Source organism: Algibacter sp. Ld11 (assembly GCF_045066735.1).
GTDB lineage: Bacteria > Bacteroidota > Bacteroidia > Flavobacteriales > Flavobacteriaceae > Algibacter.
The window spans coordinates 28,052-51,179 of the sequence record NZ_JBISHH010000025.1 but is presented as its reverse complement, the minus strand read 5'-3'; the positions used below and the strand labels follow the sequence as shown (position 1 = coordinate 51,179).

The following is a 23,128-nucleotide window of genomic DNA, read 5'->3' as shown; positions in this document are numbered from 1 at the left end:
TTTTTCAACAATCCTGAAAAATTATTTACTCGTTAAATTTATTATCAATTCTTGGTCTCCATTATATACAATTTTCAAAAAGGCTTTTTGCTTTCTTACTTCACCTAAATGACTGATTTTAATTGAAACCTCTTCCCCCATTCTGACTAAAGTATTTTCAATTACAGAATCTACCTCGAACTCGTTTCCGTGTGCTCCTCCTAATGTAACCTCACTAATAAAGACGCCTGTATTACCTCCTATATTATTTAGTTTTATGGTTGTAGTTTCTCCTTTCGCTATTTTAACCTTACGTTGTGCAGCTAGTTTAGATCCTACAAGCGCTATACCTTGCGCATTATCCTCACCATATACTTCCATGTTTCTTTGCCTGCCGCCACCTTGTACAGGCGACCCTGCAGCGATATAAACACCATTACCAGATAAAATAGCTTGAGTTCCGTGTCTCGCATATTTCATATCTGTTTTACGCGTCCATTCGCCCGTTTCAGGATTATAAGCCTCTACAAGTTTATATGCAGGGCCACGTTGTTCACCTTCACCACCAATAACCAGCAACTCATTATTGTAAACTATTACACCAGGTGCCGCTCGGGGTGTTGGTAAATTGGCCTCTAATTTTGACCAAGTTTTAGAATCAAAATTATAAACATCAACAATTGCTGGTAATGGGGAAAACACCCCACCTGCACCACCAGACTTTCTACCTCCAGCAGCATATAAGTTTTTACCAATAATTGCCGCAGAAAAATGATCTCGCTGCTGTGAAGCATCTTCTAAAATAGTCCAAGTATTAGCTTCAGGATTATACTCATCAAACCAGTTCACATAACCGCCGTCGTGACCAATAGTATTCCCTCCAATAATATAAAACTTGTTTTGATACACAGCCAAACCTGCACCTCCACGCCTTCTATTTTCGGGTATCTCTGGACCTTTAATCCAACTATTTGTAGGCGGAAAATAAAGCCAAATATACTCTTCGGGTATCTCTCTTGGAAAACTATTAGTTTTAAATGCTCCAACAACCCAAATGAAACCTTGATATGCTGTGGCTTGAAAATGATTAAACTCCTTTGGTGCCTTTTTTCCTGTACTCCAAGTATTTGTATAGTAATCGTATATATCTATCCTTTGTGCAGATTCTCGCCCACCAAATAGCATAAATTTATCCCCAATTTGTACAAATGAGCATTCGTGCCTTGCAACATAGTTTTCGTTTTCATTTTTATCTATCCATGTAATAGGTGCTTCTGTTTTTTGAGAAAACATGAAAAGCGGAAATAAAACTATTAAATATAATTTATACATTTTAAAATTCATCATGTCATTATTTAGTTCTGAATGTTGAAAATATTTTACATTAAAAGTATTAACGATTTATGCTAATATATAAATTTACTTACAAAAAAAAGCTTATAAACCTTTTAATAAAAACATGCCTAATCTAAACCATTAATAAAAGCTTGTAACTCATCTTCAGTATATTCCGAGCCACTTTTTGGAGTTCTATCTCGAAGCTTTTTTATTTCTTCAGAATCAATTTTTCTAGGACTATCAGAAAAAGCACTTGTTACATAAGCGACAACATCGGCTATATCACTATCAGAAATAGCCGGATTATTCATGAATCCTGGCATAATATTATTCATGTTATACAAATTACCATTTACGTGAATTGGCCCTTTAACGCCGTGTAGCACAATTAAACCGATACTTTCTGGTTTTTTAGTATACTCTGAATCTAAAAGTGGTGGAGCCAAACCTTCTATACCTTCACCTCCAATACCATGACAAGCAGCACATAATTGTCTAAATAATTTAGCGCCTTTCGTTCTAGGGTCTGCACTTCTAGGTTTCATTGCAAAAATTCCATTCTTTTTATCCTTCTCCTTATTCTTTAACGTTGCTAAAATCAAACTAGATAATGCAGTGTTTTCTTTCTCAATTTGTGTATTGACATCTGTTAATTGGTTATTTGATAAAGTGCCAAAACCACTTAAAAAAGCATCGTTAAAAACCGGATTGTTTTTATATGTATTGAGTAACTCTTTTAATAAACCATCAAAACCTGTTGGAGATACTTGCTGCCATAAACCTATAGAACCACTTAAATACAAGTCGATACCTTTGTCTTTTCGACTCATTAATTCTGAAAAAAGTTTGTGTACTAAAGCTACATATTCTTTAGAGACAAAAGCATCTAGCAATACAATGGCATGCGCACTAACCTCAGCATTACTTACTTTAGCAACGTTGTTCAATAATGGTGCGGTTAAAGCCTCTAAACCTTTTAAAGCGTATAATGCATGTATTTGAGACCATGGGAATTTAGTGTTTCCAGCTAATAACTTTAATGCGGGTATAGCTTCACTTTGCTTTTTATAAATTAAAAAATGCTGTGCACGATCGCGTAACCACCCATTTTCACTTTTTAGAACTTCAACTAACTCATTCCCAGAAAACGTACTTAAATCTGGGATATCTAATGCTTTTTGATCTTTGCTTTCTACCTTTAGAATACGCCCAAAATTAATCATGGTATCAAGCTTTTTCTCTTGTGCTTTCTCACGTAAATATGGACTTAAATATGTAATATGTTGAATAACTCCGCGGTGCATATCTACAATGTGCATGCTACCATCGGGACTATTAGATAAATTTACTGGTCTAAAACCTTCATCGGTAGATGCCAAAAACTCCTTATCATTCCAAGCTTGTGTGGCGCTTATAGAATCGCCTTTAAAAGCTAAAATATTTCGTTTTACTACATTGCCTTCTGGTACACAAACAAAAGCATTTTCTATATAGTCTTCAGGAAATAAATCACCTCGATAAATAAGTGGTCCACATGCGGATGTTACATTTTTTACCAGGCTATCTTTTGTTAATTGCCCAGCGGCATAACCTCTATTAACCAATGTGGGATGCAATGGATACACACGCTGGTTAGTTGTTAAAGGTTTATAATTGCTACTTTTGGGTTTGTAGTATTGGTTTCTAATAGATCTATTGGGCAACACATAATCACCTGAAATCTGTACCGAATTACTATTACTATACAATCTACCAAAATTATCATGAGTAATTCCCCATTGCCCTCTAAAATGCGTGGGTTCTTTTATCCAAACGCCCTCTTTTTTCTGATATCGTATGGTTGAATTAGCATTATAAATCCAGTTATCTATATTTAACTTTAATCCATTGGGCTGGTGCTCAGGATTTCCTTCAGGCGCATATAGAGAATCTACTAAAACGCGCTTTGCCGGCTTATCATTATCAATATTAACAAACCATAAATTAGGTGGCTCCGCATACAGCAAACCACCATATACCAGTGCCAAAGCTCTTGGCATCACTAAGTTTTCCAAAAATGGTTTTTGATGATCCATAACACCATCATGATCCAAATCTTCCAGAATTTTTATGCTTCCTGTAGGCTCATTTTCTCCACTACCATCTATATCGCGCATAAACCCCGTCATTTCGGCAACCCAAATTCTACCTTTTGTATCAAAATCAATAGCTACTGGAGAGCCTAAAAGCGGTTCTGACGCTACAACTTTTAGCTCAAAACCTTCTTCAATTTTATAAGACTCTAATGAAATAATTGGTTCTTCAAATGAAGGTTTACAAGCTATAATTACAAAACTTAGGAGAATAAAAAACGGTATTTTAACTGACATACTATATTTTAAGGAAAATGACTATCTACTTTAAGATGTATCTTAAAAAAATGATTTTCTCAAAATTAAAAAAAGAAAAAGGATTTATCAGTAACAAGTACATTATTTAACTCTTTACGGAGTTTGAAACATAAATGCATTTCTATAAAGCCAAATGCAAAAAAATATATGATAAAAAGTAAACATTAGCATTGAGCTAGAGATGACGTTAATTTTTATTTATAATTTAGTTTGATGCCACTACCATTAATAAGAATTGACTAGAGACATGATGTTTAAATCTTCTTTAAATTTCTCAATATTTATAGGTTCTTCTGAATTAAAATAAACGGTATATGTTTCATTAGGAACCATATCAAAATAGTTCTTGGAAAACCGTCCATGTATTGCTGTGGAAAACCTCACATCTTTAGCTAAAACATCGGTAGCTATTTCTAGTAAAAACTTATTTTCTTCTTGTTTAATTATAGTATAATTAAATGTTGGTTGTGTTAATTTTAATTTACTTGGCGGCTTAAAAAAGAATAAGCTTTCATCGAACATAGCGTGTTTGTCGTCCAACAACTTTGCAACAATAAAGATATCATCCTTTTTATGATGGTTTAATAATGTTTTAATAGCTTCAGTAAAATAAATATGACTTGTATTTGCCTCAATATTTATATCACTTTTTAATGTCTTTAAAACCGCTCCTTTAAAATTAACAACTTCTATACTAAGATGTCCTTTTTTATTTATTAAGTTATCTGATACAATATGTAACTCTAAATCTTTTTCATTCTCATAAAACATAGATTTAACGGGCTTATAAAGATCTTTCACCTGATAATGCGACGCTTTCCACTTCCCATAATAATCTATAGTAGACCATGATGCTACGGGCCAACAATCGTTAATTTGCCAATACAAAGACCCCATACAATACGGCATATTTCTTCGGTGAGCTTCAATAGCTATTTTCATACCTTTAGCTTGTAACAACTGGCTAACGTATAAAAACGACTCGAAATCTTTTGGTGTTTTATACCAAGATTTCATGTAGCGCTCTATACTTTTATTACCAATACTTGAGCGTTGGTGCGATTTCATTACTTCGGAATAGATATCCCAATCATCCTTAATTGTATATTTTTTAACCGATTCAAATTCAGGGAATGATTGAAAGCCATACTCCGACATAAAACGAGGGATAAACTCGTTAAAGGTTGAAAACGGTTGTTGCTGTCCCCAAACACCCCAATAATGATAATCGCCTGAGGCTAAGTTTGAATCTTCTCCCCTTGCCGATGTTGGAGACGACGCCCAATAAAAAGTATCATTATCTAACTCCGCCACAACCTCTGGCAATATATTATGAAACACATCTTGATAGCCTTTCCAAACTGTATCTACAACATCTTGCCCTTGAGAGTTTAAAAGTTCATTAATCCATCCCCAATTTTTCCAAGCAATTAAATTCTCATTATTCCCACACCACAAGGCTATGCTAGTATGGTTTCTTAAACGTTTTACATTATATATAGCTTCTGCTTTAACGTTCTCTAAAAAAGTTTGATCTCCGGGATACATAGCACAAGCAAACATAAAATCTTGCCAAACTAAAATGCCATATGTATCGCATAAATCATAAAAAACATCTTTCTCATAAATACCTCCACCCCAAACACGAACCATGTTATAGTTAGCCTCAACCATGTTCTTAACAACAGTTTCGTAATCTTCTCGAGAAATTCTATTTAAAAACACATCTTGCGGAATATAATTTGCGCCTTTCATAAATACCGAATGCCCGTTTAACTTAAAATAAAAACTCTCACCAATGCTATCTTTTTCTTGAACCACCTTAAGTGTTTTTAAACCAATTTGATTAGTATGCGTTGCCAATATTTTTCTAGGTTTACCTAACTCAACATCTACTTGATATAATTTTTGTTTTCCCAATCCGTTAGTCCACCATAGTTCTGGATTTTTAATTTCGACCGGAACATTTATTTTATTAACTCCTTCTGTAAGTTCAATTTCTTTTTGAACAGATAAAACAGAATCAATTTTAATATTTACCAATGTCTTGAATGCTTCTGTTGCATGAATCTCTATTTCTGTGCTAAGCAATGCCACATCTTTAGAAATTAAATCTTGTTTAATATATACATCTCTAATAATAGCTTTATCCCAAGCATGTAACTCAATATCTTGCCAAATACCACTAGTTACCAATCGAGGGCCCCAATCCCATCCAAAATGATAACCCGCTTTTCTATTAAATACGGCCACTTGCTTTTTACCTAAGCCTCCATTTTCAGATTGATCATTTACTGCGTTTGGGAGCACATACCCCAATTCTTTTCGTTTTTCTAGCCCTATTTTAATGGGAGAATCGAAAATAATTTTTAATTTATTTTCTCCTAATTTTAATAGTGATTTACAATCTAATTTATTGCCAACAAACATATTATTGGTATTTAAAACCAATGAGTCGTTTAGGTATATATGCGCATAAGTATCAAGTCCTTTAAAATTTAATTCTATAATTTCTTTATCAAAAATGGCATTATCAATATTGAACACTGTTTTATATTCCCAGTCGTTTTTATCAATCCACTGCTGCTTTTTTTCATTCAATCTATAAAAAGAATTTTCTATAATACCATGCTGCATTAAATCGGTATGAACAGAACCGGGAACTTTTGCATTAAGCCAAAAAGTATCCTTAACAGACTTAAATTGCCAATTGGAATCTATTTTCTTTGAAATAAAATTTGGAGACGTATTGCAGGCCGTAATACACATTAATAGCAACACTAATTTCACGTACTTAATCATCTTCTTCAATATTATTTTTTTTGAAAGTATCTAAATATAAAATACTTTATTTTAAATGAATTAAAAAAGCACGAATACATTAATAGTTGCATTCGTGCTCAAAACAAACTTAAACTAAACTATTGCTTTATAATTTTTTGTGTGCTTTTACGACCTTCTTGGTCTTCTATTGAAAGTAAATATATTCCCGATTTTAGATCTGCCATACTAATTGATTCTTCTCGAGATGTTTTTATTAATTGCCCTGTAACCGTATATAAAGATAATTTTGAATGACTTTCTAAAGAACTATTTACTTTAACTGATAATACATCCTTTACAGGATTAGGGTATACATTAAATCCTTTATTTACTAAACCAATATTATCAATACCTAATGTGTTTTGAATTACAATATTATCAAAATACCATGCTTCACCTCCAACATTATCATTCACATTAAAGAAAAAAGTAAATTTATCGTAAGTAGCCGTATCCACATCTACGCCAGCTAAAGCAGAAAAATTAAGTGTAACTACTTGCCAACCAACAGAAGCTGTAGGAGTGGCATAAGCCTCTGCTACACCTCCAACGCCATCTAGTTCTAACTTAGCATACATTTGCACCGAAGATGGTACAATCACATTAAATTCTAAACTACCAAGGTCTTTATACTGCAAAGGAGTATTAATAATAACTACAGATGCATTTCCCCAAGCTTTACCAGAAGGTGTTGTATATTTTCCAACATTTAAAGAGGTATTTATACCACTAGAATTAGGGTTAGCAACCACCTCTGCTGTACCTTCCCATGCCAAATGCTGATATTCTGAAGGTAGTTCAAAATCAACCACAGTGGTTTGACTAAATGCTAAGTTTACCACCAATAAAGAACCGATTATTGAGAGTCTTTTTAGCATAGATTTTTTAAAACAACTTAATTGTGTAATTTTTAATTCCATATCTTATCTTTTAAAGAGTTAGTTTATACAGTAAAGATAGTTTCGATAATTACAGCCTTCTAACTAAATAATATTGAAAACTCATTCTTTAATGAAGTTATTTACAAATACTTTATTTTTTTGAGCATAGCAGACTAAATTTACTCTTTGGTATTACCTTGAAAATCTGCTACGGATGGTACCCAAATACGATTATATCTTTTTAGTTTTTGATAATCAAAGAATTTAGAGGGACTATTAGAGTCTAAAGATTGTGCTAACTTATTTAAAGCATCTGGATCCGTATCGCCCCAAATACCAGTATTTATGCGCTTATTTAAAATTTCGAAGGCTGTTAAAGTTTCAGAAACGGTATATGCACAATGTCCCCAACGTTGAATATAAGCACTTCTAAAAAGGCTACTATATTCATTTTCTTTGACCAAAGTTTCATACCCCTCTGTGATACCTGGGATTACTAGTCCATCTCCGTTATTATGCATACGAAAAACAGGTACTTTAGGTTCCCCTACATGTGTTCTTCCTGGCGAACTCCACCATTTTACAGCAGACGCCTCTGGAACTATTCTAGGAAAGGCGTTAATAGTTTGTAAATCGTTTTTTAGACTTACCGATGCATTCTTATATAGTTTTTCTACAGCTTTTTTATATTGAGGATTTCCGTTATTGAAAAACAAGACATAATCAACATCTTGATTACCACTTAACAAACCTGCTGCACGTTCTAGCATGGTATATCCACCCAATTCTCCAGCCGGAAGCCTTCTTAAAACGGCATCAAACATACTTTCTTGAAGCTTTTCAATATCATGAACATTTGGTTCTGGATAAGAAGCTTGTCCATAGCCGCCCCAAGCTGGCCATTGACCAATAGTTAACGCCAAAGCTATACGCGCTTTGCCCTCGGAGGTTTGTTGCGCCTTTTTTATAGCTTTTTTCCAAGCTTCTCGCATTTTACTTTTTTCAGGGTCTTTTAATGGAAAACCTACAATTGGTAAATCTGGAGCAATAAGCGCTTTTAACACGAATAGAGCATCCAAATAACTATTAGCCATCCACATACTTGTAGGTGTGCCTACGGCAATGGCTCCATCAATTCTGTCTGGATGTATTTCTGCCATTCCAATGGTAACATTTGCCCCACCAGAGCAACCATATTGAATGGTTCGTTTGGGTTTACCAAATTTGTCTTCAAAAATATCTAGAATAGAAACAAGATCATGAATTTCGTGAGCTGGATCGTAATTCTCGAGTCTATCCGTACGCCTTTTTGGGCCACAAAAAGCGTATCCATCTTTTAATAAACGTTCATATTGTGGGTGTATATAAGCATCATAATAATCGAAATCACTAATAAGTCTTCCATTCCAATTTTTAGGTACTCTTATTCTGTAACGTGTATTTCTTACAGGTAAACTATCTATTACTTCCGTATATTTTATACTAGAACCAGTGACGTTTAATTTAACTGATAAATTCTCCTCATTATACCCTTTTAAGTCAAGCATTTTAAGAGCATATCGTTTTCCTAGTTCTCGAACACCTGCGGAATTAAAATGCACATAATCGTCTCTTACTTTACAGCCTTTAGATGAAATAACATGAGCCGTAGAAACTACATTGGGTAATGTGTTAATAATTGGGTTCATACTTGCGCAAACACCTTTTTGATCTTCGTTAACGAGCTCCCCTGCTAATAACGGTACGTCCTCAGCTTTCAAAGAAAGGTCTTGCAACATGTTATCGTAAATTACCTTTACATATTCGGGCCACTTTTTATCATCCTGGTTGGTTTCTCCTTGATGCAGAAGAATACCTTTAATAACACCTTTTTCTTGAGCTAGTTTTGCTAAGTTGATAAAATGTTGATACGGGTTGCCTCCATAATCTCTTATTTTTTTAGCAAACCATTCCTCAGGATACGTATTTATATAGTTTTTATAAATCGCTTTATCAAACAAGCGAATATCACTCCCACCTACTGCCACATTTACCACACCTACTTTTATGCTGTCGGGTAGATGCTTAATCATTGTTTTTCCAAAATAATCGGCAGGAGACAAACCGGTATAGCATTGCGATAAAGGAGGTATAGCTGGATACCAAGTGTTTTTATTTCTTAATAGATTATCACAATTTAATGGTTGCAACGCTAGAAACCTACTGTTAGCCACTTTATCTTGATTTTCTATGGTTGCAGAACCTTCCATATTAGACTGACCAAAACATAAATATATATGAAAATTAGAATCTTGAGAGAACATTGTAGCGCTTAGTAACAGCATTCCAAAAACTATTAACATTCTTATTTTCATGGCATTTGAATTTAAATAATTGTGAATAAATAAAGTGATTTAAAATTATTGATACATATACAAAACTATAAAGCAAAAAGCTATTAAAACAAGACTCCAAACTCTAAAATTCTTATAAAAGGGAACACCTATAAGCTCCTTAGACTCTTCGTGATAAATCTTTTTAGTCCAGATTAAATCTTTAATATCCGCTTCTACATCTGGTTTAGAAAGCAAACTAACCACAACTATTATAACAGCACTAAACATAAAGTAAAACGGAACTTTTAGTAAAAAGTGAATTTCTCCTAACAACTCCACATTGAAAGCAACCTTAGCCACAATTGTGGCAACTGCAGCAAAAGCACCACCCATTAATCCCCAAAACGCGCCATGCCTATTTATACGTTTCCAAAATACACCTAAGAAAAACACAGCAACTACAGGAGGTGCAATGTAGGTTAGCATTTCTTGATAATATTTTAGTAATGAATCGAATTTAGATACAAAAGGCACCCATAATACTGCCAATATTAAAACAATAATAGATACTATTTTACCAACATAAACTTGCTCTTTTTGAGTTGGTTCTTTTTTAAATTTTGTATAAAAATCCATTGTGAATAAAGTAGCTACAGAATTTAACAATGCACTTAGTGTAGACGTTAAAGCAGCTACCATTGCGGCCAACATTAACCCCAATAAACCTGTTGGCATAAGCTCTATAACTAACTTAGGATACACCATATCATTTTTAGGTAAATCTGGAAATAAATGCTTGCCTATAACTGCCGGGAATATAATTATGAAAATTAAGGACACAGTTAAAAAGCCAACTAAAAGAATACCTTTTCGACCATGATCTATAGATTTTGCTGTAAGTACACGCTGAACCAAGACTTGATTGTTTCCCCAAAAATAAAATCCTAAAATAGGAATACCCACAATCATCCCTAACCACGGCACTGAAGGATCATCCATTGGTCGAACAAGTTTCATCATCATATCATCGCTTAAAAGAAGTTCCTTAAGGTGTTCTAACCCACCATTGCGCATGGCTAAAAAGGTTAAAATAAAAGTTCCTATCAATAATAATATACCTTGAATAAGATCGACTTTAATAGCTGCAGATAAGCCTCCAGGAATAGTATACGCAGCAACTATTACAGCAAATATTATGGATAATTCCATAATTGATAATGCTGGAAAAACTAATTTCATTAATAGTGACGCGGCGTACAAAGCACCAGCAGCATCCAAAAATGTAGACCCCATTAAGGTGATAAATGAGAAATAATATCTTGATCGTTTATCAAATCGTTTTTCCAAAAATTCTGGAATGGTAAAAATGCCCGATTTTATATAAAACGGCAAAAAGAACATCGCAAAAAACACCATGACTAATACCGAAACTAAATCATAATTAAAAACGGCAATACCCGTTGAATATGCATCTCCACTTTTACCAATTAATGTAGTACTCGAAATACTTGCAGCAAACAGAGAAAAACCGATTACAGGCCATGTCATGTTCCTACCTGCAAGAAAATAATCGTTAGTAGAATCACTTCCTTGTTTAGACGATTTTATACCAAACCAAACAATAAAAATAAAATAAACAACTAAAACTGATATATCTACATATCCTAAATTATATTCCATAATATATTTTGATCCTTTAAAAAGATTCTATTTAATTAAAATTGTACTTAGAAAAACAACACTGTTAGCCTTTACAGGTATAACAATATCTTCTAGTTTTGAGCTTACCTCTATAGTTTTTGAAACTATAGGAAAACCACTCGAATTAACAGGTCTACTATCTTCTGAATACTCATACAAGTATAAAGGCATCTTGCTTGAATATAATTCACTTATACCTACAGCTACTTGCTTTAAAGCGCTAGATTGGTTTACAATAGCAGATGAAAAATGATTTTCTGTGCTAGATGCTACAGACCTTACACTATCGTTGACAACAACATATTCTGGCTTGTAAATTGAAGCTTCTGGAGGAAATAAATTGCAAAGTAACGTCCATGAATAAGACCAAGGTCTCGGTTTTTTATCAACTTCCAAATCACCAAATTCTTCTGATAAAATATTCCACATCCCCCATTTTTTTAGTTGATTTTTTTCACCTAAATCCCCTACTGTATGCATCGCATCATCCAAATCCCAAGCAATTGTACCTCCAACGCCGGCGAGCATACTTTGTATTGCGGCATCTGCCATATCTACACCATAAAAATAGTCGTAAACAAACATAGAAGAATCGTCTGGTCCGGCATATGGATCGTCCTCTCCTCTTTTTCTGTTTTCTACTTTTAACTCACCGCTATATTTCATTCCTAATTCACCTAAAACAAAGGGCTTATTAGTTTTATTAATTTCTGAAGTAAAAGGCTTTAAATAAGCAACAAAATCCCCTTTTCTAATTAACTCTTGATCTGCATAAATATGAAAATCGTATAAACCGGTAATAGAATCTAAATCGTTTACTGTTGAGTAGACCCAATCGTGGGCTTTTTTAGGATGCGTTGGATGGTCCCATTGCGTTACAGCATCTGGTCCCGAAAGTTGCACATATTTATCTAACTCCGATTGTTTGAAGGCTTCGCCAAGTTTTATATACCCAGACTTCCATTGCTCCCAATCGCCATCTGTTGAGGCCCAATAGCCGTTTGGTTCGTTCACCAAATTATAATATTGAATACATGTATATCCCTTTTCTAGAATTAAATGCTCAAGATATTTTACAATCATATTAATCCATCGAGTATCATCGGCTCTTTCTATTTCCGGGATAGTTTCATCTAAATTCCACAACCCAGGCGCTCCCCATTCGCCAAAAAGCACTTTAATGTGCCGCGACTGGCAATAATCTAAAAGTTTATAAAGGCTCCTTATTTCTTGACTTTGAAAATCTACTATTGGTTGTCCATTTTTATCTAACCCTTTATAATAACGCCATGTAGAGACATCCATGACTCTTATGATGTTTGGATTTACAAAATCTAAACGCTTATAAAGTTCATTCCATTTTTCATCGGTCATTAAAAAGCCCCACTCTGCATCTTTAGAATCGGCATGAGGGTAGGCAGACCACTGCACACCATGACCAACAAAAGGAAATTCCAGCTTGCTTTGCTTATTAAATGCAATAGCAACATCAACCTTATTTAGTTTTTTTACATTATCGCATCCATCAAATAAAAAGATGAATGCGATGAATGAAGAGAGAATAATTACTTTTTTAATCATTAGATTTTTTTAATTCTTGTAATAACTTGGTCACACTGCATGTTGCAAGCCCAATATACTTATCTGCTGCTCCATAATAAACGTGTAACGTATCATCAATAATAACATTTCCTGTTGGAAAAACACAACCTTTATAATAACCTTCTATTTCGTAATCGTGCTCTGGTTCCATAATCCAATTTTCTAAGCGACCAATTACTTTTGTAGGGTCGTTTAGATCTAATAAAGCTGCTCCTGCACGATAATATCCTAAACCTCCATTTTCTACACCATGATAAATAATTAACCAACCATCCTTGGTTTTTAAAGGCGGTGTGCTTCCTCCTACTTTCTCTTCCCAAGTTCCTTCTATCCCTGCAATTAATAGAGTACTTTCTTCTTCCCAAACCATTAAATCGTCAGTAAAACGAATCCAAATAGCGGGTTTATCTGTGCCATAACCTTCACCAATCCATTCTTTTGGTCTGTGTAGCATAGCAAACTTGCCATTTATCTTTTCTGGAAAAAGTATCACATCTCTATCATCTAGGTTTGAGCTCGTGATACGCCCTAACCTTTTAAAGGTTTTTAAATCTTTTGAAATCGCAAGTCCAGAATTGGCTACGTTATTTTTATAAACATGTGGAGTATCTTCTCCTGATTCTGGTAATAAAATAACATCATGAGCAAATTTCCAGTATTGTCCCGGAGGAAATGGTCTGTAGGCATAAGTAATATAAAATTCATCCCCAAATTTCGCAATTCTAGGATCTTCTACTCCGCCCATATCTGGACCATCTATGCTTGGTGAAAATACAGGCTTATCTGAAACTCTTTTAAAATTAACACCATCTGTACTTTCAGCTAAGCCAAATCGAATGTAATGTTCTTCATCATCTCCTGCAGCTCTATATAACATTGAAAACTTACCGTTTTCGTACCAAACACCTGGATTACACACTACAATATTTTCCCAATAATTATCTGGATTTGGACTAAATATTGGATTATTTTCATGTTTTTTTAATCGTAATAAATTTGTTTTATGCTTTTCAATAGTATTCATGCTTTAATATATTTTCCTAAATTCTTAATTTAAACTAGTAATCTAAACTGATGCGTTCTTAAATATGTACTAATCCATATTTGTAAATAAAACAAACGACTCGCCTTCTAATGTTAATTCAACACCTTCCTTAAAATTTAATGAAACTCCATTTTCTAAAGGAACGGCAAAACCATTTGCATCAACTTCTGCAATAAAAGATCCATCAGACTTTGATTTGTACGCGTACTTATCTGCTGTAAAACTGCTAAAAGCTTCAGCTTTTAAAACAATATCGTATGTTGAGTAATGTGAATTAACTAATGCTACCGTATATTTTCCATCATGCTCAGCAACAACAGCTCTAACTCCTTTTTTATCTGGTAATTCAACATTATAAATATTACTACCAGCAGGAAAGTATCGTGTTAATAATGAAACAGGATAAAAATATGGACGAATATTTTCGTCTGACACATCGCCTGTAAGCTCTTCTCCAAGAATATTCCAAAAACCCCAACGCTTTAATTTATCTGTTTGGTAATCTCCATTGTCTGGACTATTGTACATAGCATCGTCCATATTCCAAACCAAAGAACCAGAGTATCCTTCGCGCATAGCTTGTATTAAAGCATCTGCCATATCAATACCATAAAATGCTTCGTACACCATCATATTAGAATCTTCTCCTGCATATGGATCGTTCTCGATAGCTTCTTCATTCAACCTTTTTAATTCGGCATCGACCTCATCATATTTAAAGCCAATTTCACCAAGAACAATTTGTTTGCCAGCAGGTGTTATTTTCTTATAAGCTCTTAGCATATTACTAAATTCCCCATTACGAATTAACTGTTGTTTAGGGTACACATGAATATCATACAAGCCTACATAATCTCCAAGGTCATTATTTGTGTTGGTAATCCATTCTGTTTGGCTTGCTGTATTAAAAATAGCTATATCTGGCCCCATAAGTTTTACACTAGACAACGAATATTTAGCCATTTCTTCAATATAAGCCAATTGTACATCTCTATAAATATTGTAGTCGCCTTGTGTGCTTGCCCATGATCCATTTGGCTCATTAATAATATTTATTGTTTTAATATTGGTATATCCTTTTTCGTTTACCAAATGGTTTAAAAACTTAACAGAATTTGCTATCCAGTCCATATCGATAGTATTAATATTACCAATAGATTGATGTCCCCATTCTCCATAAGTAACCTCTATATTTCGATCCTTAGCATAATCTAACATCTTGAAAAGCGACTTTGTTTTAGTCGTCTCATCGTAAACACCATTATTATCGTAAGACCAACCCGAATTAGACATAATTCTTAAAAACGGTGGTCTCATAAAGTCAATTCTTTGAAATAAAGTATTCCAATCGGCATCACTTAAGGTTTCTGTTCCCAACCAAGCAGGAACAACATCATAACCGCCCCATTGTGCGCCATTACCAACAAAATCTGTCGATAGAATTTCACTTGTTATTTTTAGTTCTCTATTAGCTTTAACTGCTTCCTCAACATTTAGGGCATTGTCATCACAGCCTACTAACAATAATAAGAGAGAAAACAGAATGGTTTCCATATAATTTATTTTATTTTTTTTCATGTTAATATTTTTATAATGTCTGCTCGCTTTAATACAAGCAGACATCAAATTATTTAGTTAAATTATACCACATCTTATTAGACATATGGGCTGTTTCTTCGTAACTGTAATTTGATACGCCCCAATCGAACAACTCCGATTTATATTCTAAAGCAGAAGAGAGTGCTATTTCGGTTTCTGTTTTAACCTCAATATCTAATATATATTCCGCTCCTGCTGCATCAGTGATAACTACTTTTTCTTCGTTAATAATCCATGTTCCTGCACCTGTAGGCACTTTTCTAAAACGCGCATTAAAATCTGTTTCTGGCCAACTTGCATCATCGGAAACAAAATTTCCATAAGCACCATCGGCACCTGCATTATGATCGAAAGTTCCATAAGCTTGTCCAGCAGTATTTATACCATCTACAATAAAAGTTATTGTATTATCTAGTTCTGTATCGGCATTTGGCAAATAGTTATTAAGCGATTCTGTTTTATCCCATCCCCAAGATTCCCAAGAAAATAAATCGGAATAAATTCCTATTTCTCCAATGCTCCATGTTCCTGCAATTGAAACATCGCTTAAATCTATATCTATTTGTAATTTAATAGTCCATACTGCAGATTCTCCGGTTTCTGAAGTTACAGTTACGGTAGTCTCATTATTTAGAGAAAAATCTAAGGTATCACCTTCTGATACACTTGAAGAGGCTCCAAATGACAACCTTAAACTCTCTATTAAAACCATAGATCTATCGGCACCATTATCTTCAATAGTTACAATAACTTGTTTAGCATCATTATCGAATTGTGCGTCACCAACTTGATCTTTAACCGTTAATCCCGTTATACTATTTCCGGTTTGAAGTATGCGCTCTTTGGTTAGCACATACCACATAGGATTAGACATATGCGATAACTCTTCGTAGCTCCAATCTGTATTGCTCCAACTAAATAAATCGGACAGATATGGTAACTCTGACTCAAGTTTCACCTCGTTAGTTTCTATTAGCACATCAAGATCTAACTCATGTTCCACTCTATTTTCATCTGTAATAACAACTTTGTTGCGCTCAAAATCTCTTAACCAAGTTCCCTTACCTATTGGTAATTTTCTAAATCTATCGTTAAAATCCCAACCTCTACTGGCATCTCCAAAATTACCATAAAGACCATCGTTACCTGCAGAATGCTCGTAGTTTCCAAATGGATTTCCTTTTTCGTCGGCTCCTTCTACTGTAAAAATAATTTCATTATCCCATTCTGGGCCTAACTCTGGTAAGTAACCAAAGATACTTTCGTTTTTTTCCCATCCCCAAGATTCCCAGGTGAACATATCGCAGTACATACGAATATCTCCTACAAACCAACTGCCTTCTAAATCTGATTTAAATGGACTCACAGAAACTTTCCAATCCAAACTTTTTCCTGCTCCAGAATTCACTGTAATTATGGCGCTTCCGCTTGTTAAATCTAAAGTTGTTCCAACTTCATTTGTTGTACTCGCTCCATAAGCTAGTTGAATATTTTTTATTTCTACTTTAGAAATATCTACAATGTTTTCTACTTTGGCGAATATTTTGATTTGGGCATTATCAGCATCACGCTCTATTATAGCTGTTCCTATTTGACCTTCGACTAAAATCGAAACAATATTTCTTTCTTTTTGCCAATCTGTACCCTCGACATCTTCTAAAGGGTTATCTGTACAAGCAAATGCAAAAACGGCTAATACAGTAAGGCATATATAATGTAACTTTTTCATTTTCTTTTAGATTTAATTAATGTTTGGATTTAAATCAATCTCACGCTGAGGAATTGGATAAAAGGCAACAGCTTCTGGTGAAAGACCTGCTGCTTCTATAACCTCGCTTTGTACCATATTTTTTCGTCTTAAATCCCATAGACGATCACTTTCGTAGGCTAACTCGCGTTGACGCTCTTCTATAACCAAATCTCTAAAGGCTTCTTTAGATAAACCTCCTAGACTTGCTAATTCACTTACGCCTGCTCTGCTTCTTATTTGGTTATACTGAATAAGACCATCTGGATTAGCAGTTGCTTCGGCGTAAACCAATTGTATATCTGAATAGCGAAGTAAATATGGTCTTGTACTTGTTTTATCGCCTTCAAATAAAGGGTCTACATATTTTCTTGTAAATGGATAAGGTATTGTTGCATCACTAACTGAACCTATTGACGCTCCGTTTTCATCAAAAACTTCAGAAACTATTAACTCGTTCCGACGCTTATCTGTTACTTCATAAGCGCTATATAAATTATCTGCTGTTTGGAATACGCTCCAACCATCGTGAGTTTCAGAATAAGAACCGTTTATATTTTCTAAATACACAGATCCGCCGGCAATATATGGCAGGAAGTACTTTGAAAGTTTAGAGTAATCGCCTTCTTGAGTTCCAGAACGATCCATAGATAAGATAAAAATATGCTCTGGTCCGTTAGGGTTTTCCACGTTATAGATATTTTGCAAATCGAGATCGTGGCTATATTCTCCTTGTCCGTTAATAACATAACTTGAGTACTCTGCAGCTTTAGCATAAAGATTATCTACACTTTCGGTAATAGCATCGTATTTTGGCATTCCGCTTTCTTTAGCAGATGCAGCAAATAAATAAACCTTAGCTAAAAGTGCTTGTGCGGCAACTTTATCTGCTCTACCAACAACTCTGTTTACTTCTAGTAAATCTATAGCTTTTGTTAAATCGTCTATTAAAAAGGCATATACTTCATCCATGTTTTCTGGCAAAGAAGCTGTAGTTTCGTCTAATCTATCAATTAAAGAGGTTTGTAATGGCGCTAAACCAAAAGCTCTCACCACATTAAAATGATTGAAAGCTCTAAGAAATAAAGCTTCTCCTAAAAGGCGTTTTTCATCTTCAACATTAAAACCTTTGCCTTCTACATTTTCCAAAACCGCATTCGCTCGGTTTATAGCGATATATGCCGATCTATAATATTGCGTTAACAGCTCATTTTGCGATGTTACTTCCCAATTAACAAAGGCTTGAGCATCTGCGCCTTCATCTTGTTTTACTCTACAATTATCTGATGCTAACTCTGCTAAATAAAATGTTACAGGTGCATAACTTACCAAAGTAAGTCCATCATAAGCATAAAGTATTGCTGCTTCAGCGTCTTCTACTGTTTTGTAAAAATTTTCATCTGAATAAAACCCTTGAGGTTCCAAGTCTAAACTTTCACAGGATACAAGCCCTACGGTAAGCGCTAATCCTAATATTATGTGTTTTATTTTCATCATTTTCAATTCGTTTATATATTGTAAATGTTTTTTAACTCTACTTAGAATGTTAATTCTAATCCTATAGTCCAATTTCTTAATTTTGGATAACCTCCCCAATAAATTCCATTACTTTCAACTTCTGGATCGTATCCTTCAAAATCCGTAATTGTGAATAAATTTGTTCCATTAATAAAAATGCGTCCACTTTTAAAACCTACAGTTTCTAGCTCTTCAAATTTGTAACCTACTGAAAGGTTTTGCAGGCGCATAAAACTGCCTTTCTGGATATACCAATCTGACATTAACAAATTACGCCCCTCCCTTAAACTTGGATAGCTATTGGTTAAGTTATCTTGTGTCCATCTTAAAGGGCGACTACTTGGCTCATTAAAGCTTTGCGTATTAAACACATCTTGACCAAAACTACCGTTAAAGAACATAGACATATCGAATCGCTTATAGCGTGCTTGTAAATTCACACTTGCTTGGAAATCTGGATTTGGATCTCCAATTATAGTTCTATCATCGACATCTATAACACCATCTTCATTTAAATCTACATATTTAAACTCTCCTGGATTTGCGGCATCACCTACTAAACCAGCAGCAAGACCTTCTGCTTGAGATTGCACAATACCGTTTACTCTGTAGCCATAAAATACATTTATTGGTTGGCCTACTGCCAGAATATTTGGTACAGAACGAAATGCTTCTACAACACTTCCTGAAAACTCATATTTCATTCCAGTAAGCGCATCGGTATTTAATCCAGAAGATACCTCGTCACCAAGACTAACAACTTTGTTTTTGTTTTTGGCTAAAATTAAAGAACCGCTTACACCCCAATCTTCTTTATTTGCAATAACACCATCTAATGTTAGCTCTACACCTTTATTTTGAATTTCTCCATCGTTAACCCACATTCTATCGTAAGATGATGAAGGTGATAGTAAACGCTCTCTTAACAAGTCTGTAGTATATTTATCATAATAATCAATCGTTACTTTTAGTTTACGATTTAAAAAAGCCAAATCGGCACCAATATTAAATTGAGATGTTGTTTCCCATTTTAAATCTGGATTAGGAATACCGCCCCATGTTTTTTTACCACTTTGAGCATCTTGCCCCACTACAAAACCAGGTCCTATGGTTGTTTGCCATCCGCCATTTACATAATATTGATCTTGCCCGTATCTACTATTTATTAAATAAGGTGAAATGCCTTGGTTTCCAGAAATACCGTAAGACGCACGAAGTTTCAGTTCATTAAAAACATTTAAATCATTAATGAATTTTTCTTTATGCATTTTCCAACCTAATGCTCCAGACGGGAACATAGCCCATTTATTATTTTCACCAAATTTTGATGAACCATCTGAACGCATGGTGAATGTTGCCAAATACTTATCATCAAACGTATAATTAAGCCTTCCTAAATAAGAATACATGGTGGTTTCGACCAAACTATTTGAAACCGATTGTTGATCTGGGTTTCCTGCCGCAAGATTACCATTCCCTAAGGACTCATTAAGAAAATCGTATGCTTTTAAATCTGATGAACGACTTGTATAATATTGATACGAAAAACCTCCCATAGCACTAAAATCATGTTTTTCATTAAAGGTTTTCTTATACGTTAAAAATGTTTCGGATACTGTTTCATCACTATCCCAATTACTAATTCCGCCAGAACCATTATTAAACGTTCCATCTTGAGTATATACTTTAGGGTTATAATAATCTCCTGTAGATTGACCAAATTTATGATTTAGCTGTGTTCTTAAATTTAAAGACGATAAAAGCTGTACGTCTATAAATGCAGAACCAATAAAATCTTTAAACTTATTTTTATTTGTTCTATGGTTTGTTAATGCTAATGGGTGTGAAAAATCGTTATTACCCGCTAAAAAATAATCTCCATTATCTTCATAAACCGGAAATATAGGGTTACGCCAATATGCTAAACTGCCGTTATTATTTCTTTTGCCTTTAGAATAAATAACATTTGCGCCAACCGTTGCTTTATCGTCCCATATTTTATGGGTTACATTTAAATTGAAATTTAGCTTTTCATAATCATCATCAATATAAACACCTTCATTTGTATAATATGTTGTGCTTAAACTAAATTGAGTTTTCTCTGTTTGACTTCTAATAGCTAAATTTGTATTATTAGAAACTGGGTTTCTAAATACAATATCATCCCATTTTGTGTAATATGGCCAAGAACCATCTTTTAGCTGTTGAACCGATGGGTAATAAACGCCATTGGCATCATTAGCGCCTATATATATAGGAACAAAACCTCCATTGATACGGGCTTCATTACTCAATTCTGCCATTAGCTCAGGGTCACGCCATAGGTTTAAGTCTGAAGTAAAACTAGAAAATGTATTTTGTTGAGAAAAAGTAACTTCAGTTTTATTTTTAGCTCCTTTTTTAGTGGTAATCAAAATCACACCGTTTGCACCACGAGATCCATAAATAGCAGAAGCCGATGCATCTTTTAAGACTTCCATAGATGCTATGTCTTGCGGAGAAATTTGTTTTAAATCGCCGGCTGTTCCAATTGGAAAACCATCGACAACAACCAAAGGGTCGTTACCTCCTCTTAAAGAACTGCCACCTCTAATTCTAACTACAGAACCCGAGCCAGGATCATCTGATGGTGAAAGCACTTGTACACCTGCTACTTGACCTTGAAGCAAACCATCAATAGAATTTGTTGCTCTTACTGGAAGTTTATCCATTTTAACAGAGGCTACCGACCCCGTTAAATCACTCTTCTTTACAGATCCGTAACCAACCACAACAACTTCATTAAGCTCGGCAATATCTTCTTTTAAAACTACCTGAAACTTTGTGTCATTTCCAACATTAATAGTGGTCGTTATATAACCGATGTACGAAATCTCTAAAATAGCACCTTCGCCTTTAACGGTAATTTTAAACTCACCATCAAAATCGGTTGTTGTGCCATTATTTGTTCCTGTTTCTAAAACCGTAGCACCAGGCAGCGGTAAACCACCTTGATCTGTAACCATACCTCCTATATTTATCTGTCCGTTCATGCTGGTAAAACATAGAACCGTCAAAATAGCAGAGAGTAGCCACATTTGATTTTTCTTATTCATTTAGTTTAGTTTTATGAGTTATTTATAGTTCCAAAATTAGACAAGTAGACTTATCTAAAATGGCAAAATTATGCTTATTACTATGCGTTTTTTGAATTATTAATAAAAATGTTGCTTCTTTTTCCATAAATTCATTATTTTAAAATTAAATAATTATTAATTTTTAATTAGTAAATTTGAAAAAAGACTCGTAATAGAGTCGTTTTCAATAAAATAAAGCTACTATTTTTCATGAAATCAATAAAAGAAATAACTCCTATAAAATTAGACGATCCGTTCGTTATCTTAAAACATGAAAATGCATTGTTTGACTACCCGTTACATTTTCATAATGAGTACGAACTAAATTTAATTACAAACTTTAAAGGCAGTAGAACGGTTGGCGATTTTGTAGAGAAATTTGAGGGAAACGATTTAACTCTTTTAGGGCCAGAGTTAAAGCATGTATGGAAATCGGACAATGCAATTAGCAACACAGGAGTTATAACCATACAATTTCAGGAGCATTTTTTACACTCTAAAATAATGAGTTACAATGTTTCTAAGGATATTAAAAAACTTTTAGAGCTATCTAAACGTGGTATTACATTTTCTAACCCTACAAAGGAAAAAGTTATTCAATTAATGCTATCTATAGAGAATAATAACAACTTTAAGTCTTTCCTAACTTTTCTTGAAATATTGCATACACTATCCATATCTAAAGATTTCAAGGTATTAAGTAGTCCGCCAAGTGCTAATTATAGCCAAAAGAGAGAAAGCAGACGTATTTCTTTAATTTTGAATTATGTAAAACATAATTACCAAAAAAACATTAAACTCTCCCAGGTAGCCGATATGGTAAGCATGTCTGAATCTGCTTTTAGCCATTATTTTAAAAAAAGAACAAGCCAAAGTTTTACTAGCTACCTGCTAGATTATAGATTAGGCGTTGTAACGAAATTATTAACAGAAACCAATATGTCTATTAACGAAATATCATATTCGGCTGGTTTTAATTCTTTATCTAACTTTAATAGGGCCTTTAAGAAAAAACATAATTTATCTCCAAAAACCTTTAAACAGAATTACGACAAAGAGGTTTCTCTATAATAT

Annotated in this window: 13 protein-coding genes; 1 reads left to right on the top strand and 12 read right to left on the bottom strand. The window is 34.0% G+C overall.

Annotation, left to right across the window (positions count from 1 at the left end):
• Positions 1-21 precede the first annotated feature (21 nt).
• The 12 genes from ACJJV4_RS14005 to ACJJV4_RS13950 all read right to left on the bottom strand — a co-directional run bounded on the left by ACJJV4_RS14005 (position 22) and on the right by ACJJV4_RS13950 (position 22,033).
• A complete protein-coding gene (locus tag ACJJV4_RS14005; RefSeq protein WP_405295498.1) occupies positions 22-1,326 on the bottom strand; it encodes a Kelch repeat-containing protein in 1,305 nt (434 codons plus the stop codon).
• 116 nt (positions 1,327-1,442) lie between these two features.
• Complete coding sequence (locus ACJJV4_RS14000) at positions 1,443-3,686, bottom strand: c-type cytochrome (RefSeq protein WP_405295496.1); 2,244 nt, start codon at positions 3,684-3,686, stop codon at positions 1,443-1,445.
• A gap of 246 nt (positions 3,687-3,932) precedes the next feature.
• Positions 3,933-6,509 carry a glycosyl hydrolase 2 galactose-binding domain-containing protein gene (locus tag ACJJV4_RS13995; RefSeq protein WP_405295494.1) on the bottom strand — a complete coding sequence of 859 codons (2,577 nt, stop codon included), beginning with the start codon at positions 6,507-6,509 and terminating at the stop codon, positions 3,933-3,935.
• A 119-nt stretch (positions 6,510-6,628) separates the two neighbouring features.
• Positions 6,629-7,450, bottom strand: coding sequence for a T9SS type A sorting domain-containing protein (locus ACJJV4_RS13990; RefSeq protein ID WP_405295492.1), 822 nt, complete (start codon positions 7,448-7,450; stop codon positions 6,629-6,631).
• Between the two features lie 140 nt (positions 7,451-7,590).
• On the bottom strand, positions 7,591-9,765 hold the full coding sequence (locus ACJJV4_RS13985) for a sialate O-acetylesterase (protein ID WP_405295490.1): 2,175 nt from the start codon (positions 9,763-9,765) through the stop codon (positions 7,591-7,593).
• Between the two features lie 45 nt (positions 9,766-9,810).
• A complete protein-coding gene (locus tag ACJJV4_RS13980) occupies positions 9,811-11,406 on the bottom strand; it encodes a sodium:solute symporter (RefSeq protein ID WP_405295488.1) in 1,596 nt (531 codons plus the stop codon).
• Between the two features lie 27 nt (positions 11,407-11,433).
• Positions 11,434-13,008 (bottom strand): hypothetical protein, encoded by a 1,575-nt coding sequence (locus ACJJV4_RS13975; protein WP_405295486.1) that lies wholly within the window; start codon positions 13,006-13,008, stop codon positions 11,434-11,436.
• Complete coding sequence (locus ACJJV4_RS13970; RefSeq protein ID WP_405295484.1) at positions 13,001-14,053, bottom strand: glycosidase; 1,053 nt, start codon at positions 14,051-14,053, stop codon at positions 13,001-13,003. The genes ACJJV4_RS13975 and ACJJV4_RS13970 overlap by 8 nt, the downstream gene beginning before the upstream one ends.
• 69 nt (positions 14,054-14,122) lie before the next feature.
• Entirely contained in the window at positions 14,123-15,652 is a 1,530-nt protein-coding gene (locus ACJJV4_RS13965) for a hypothetical protein (RefSeq protein ID WP_405295482.1), read from the bottom strand.
• A gap of 49 nt (positions 15,653-15,701) precedes the next feature.
• Complete coding sequence (locus ACJJV4_RS13960; protein ID WP_405295480.1) at positions 15,702-17,402, bottom strand: hypothetical protein; 1,701 nt, start codon at positions 17,400-17,402, stop codon at positions 15,702-15,704.
• A gap of 12 nt (positions 17,403-17,414) precedes the next feature.
• On the bottom strand, positions 17,415-18,917 hold the full coding sequence (locus ACJJV4_RS13955; RefSeq protein WP_405295478.1) for a RagB/SusD family nutrient uptake outer membrane protein: 1,503 nt from the start codon (positions 18,915-18,917) through the stop codon (positions 17,415-17,417).
• A 41-nt stretch (positions 18,918-18,958) separates the two neighbouring features.
• Complete coding sequence (locus ACJJV4_RS13950; RefSeq protein ID WP_405295476.1) at positions 18,959-22,033, bottom strand: SusC/RagA family TonB-linked outer membrane protein; 3,075 nt, start codon at positions 22,031-22,033, stop codon at positions 18,959-18,961.
• Positions 22,034-22,264: 231 nt separating this feature from the next.
• Between ACJJV4_RS13950 and ACJJV4_RS13945 the strand changes: the two genes are divergently transcribed.
• Positions 22,265-23,125: an AraC family transcriptional regulator gene (locus tag ACJJV4_RS13945; protein ID WP_405295474.1), complete on the top strand. Its 861-nt coding sequence runs from the start codon at positions 22,265-22,267 to the stop codon at positions 23,123-23,125.
• Positions 23,126-23,128 lie beyond the last annotated feature (3 nt).

Coding starts and splice junctions, on each gene's coding strand:
- ACJJV4_RS14005 (WP_405295498.1), bottom strand. CDS start 1,326: ATGATGAATTTTAAAATGTATAAATTATATTTAATAGTTTTATTTCCG.
- ACJJV4_RS14000 (WP_405295496.1), bottom strand. CDS start 3,686: ATGTCAGTTAAAATACCGTTTTTTATTCTCCTAAGTTTTGTAATTATA.
- ACJJV4_RS13995 (WP_405295494.1), bottom strand. CDS start 6,509: ATGATTAAGTACGTGAAATTAGTGTTGCTATTAATGTGTATTACGGCC.
- ACJJV4_RS13990 (WP_405295492.1), bottom strand. CDS start 7,450: ATGGAATTAAAAATTACACAATTAAGTTGTTTTAAAAAATCTATGCTA.
- ACJJV4_RS13985 (WP_405295490.1), bottom strand. CDS start 9,765: ATGAAAATAAGAATGTTAATAGTTTTTGGAATGCTGTTACTAAGCGCT.
- ACJJV4_RS13980 (WP_405295488.1), bottom strand. CDS start 11,406: ATGGAATATAATTTAGGATATGTAGATATATCAGTTTTAGTTGTTTAT.
- ACJJV4_RS13975 (WP_405295486.1), bottom strand. CDS start 13,008: ATGATTAAAAAAGTAATTATTCTCTCTTCATTCATCGCATTCATCTTT.
- ACJJV4_RS13970 (WP_405295484.1), bottom strand. CDS start 14,053: ATGAATACTATTGAAAAGCATAAAACAAATTTATTACGATTAAAAAAA.
- ACJJV4_RS13965 (WP_405295482.1), bottom strand. CDS start 15,652: ATGAAAAAAAATAAAATAAATTATATGGAAACCATTCTGTTTTCTCTC.
- ACJJV4_RS13960 (WP_405295480.1), bottom strand. CDS start 17,402: ATGAAAAAGTTACATTATATATGCCTTACTGTATTAGCCGTTTTTGCA.
- ACJJV4_RS13955 (WP_405295478.1), bottom strand. CDS start 18,917: ATGATGAAAATAAAACACATAATATTAGGATTAGCGCTTACCGTAGGG.
- ACJJV4_RS13950 (WP_405295476.1), bottom strand. CDS start 22,033: ATGAATAAGAAAAATCAAATGTGGCTACTCTCTGCTATTTTGACGGTT.
- ACJJV4_RS13945 (WP_405295474.1), top strand. CDS start 22,265: ATGAAATCAATAAAAGAAATAACTCCTATAAAATTAGACGATCCGTTC.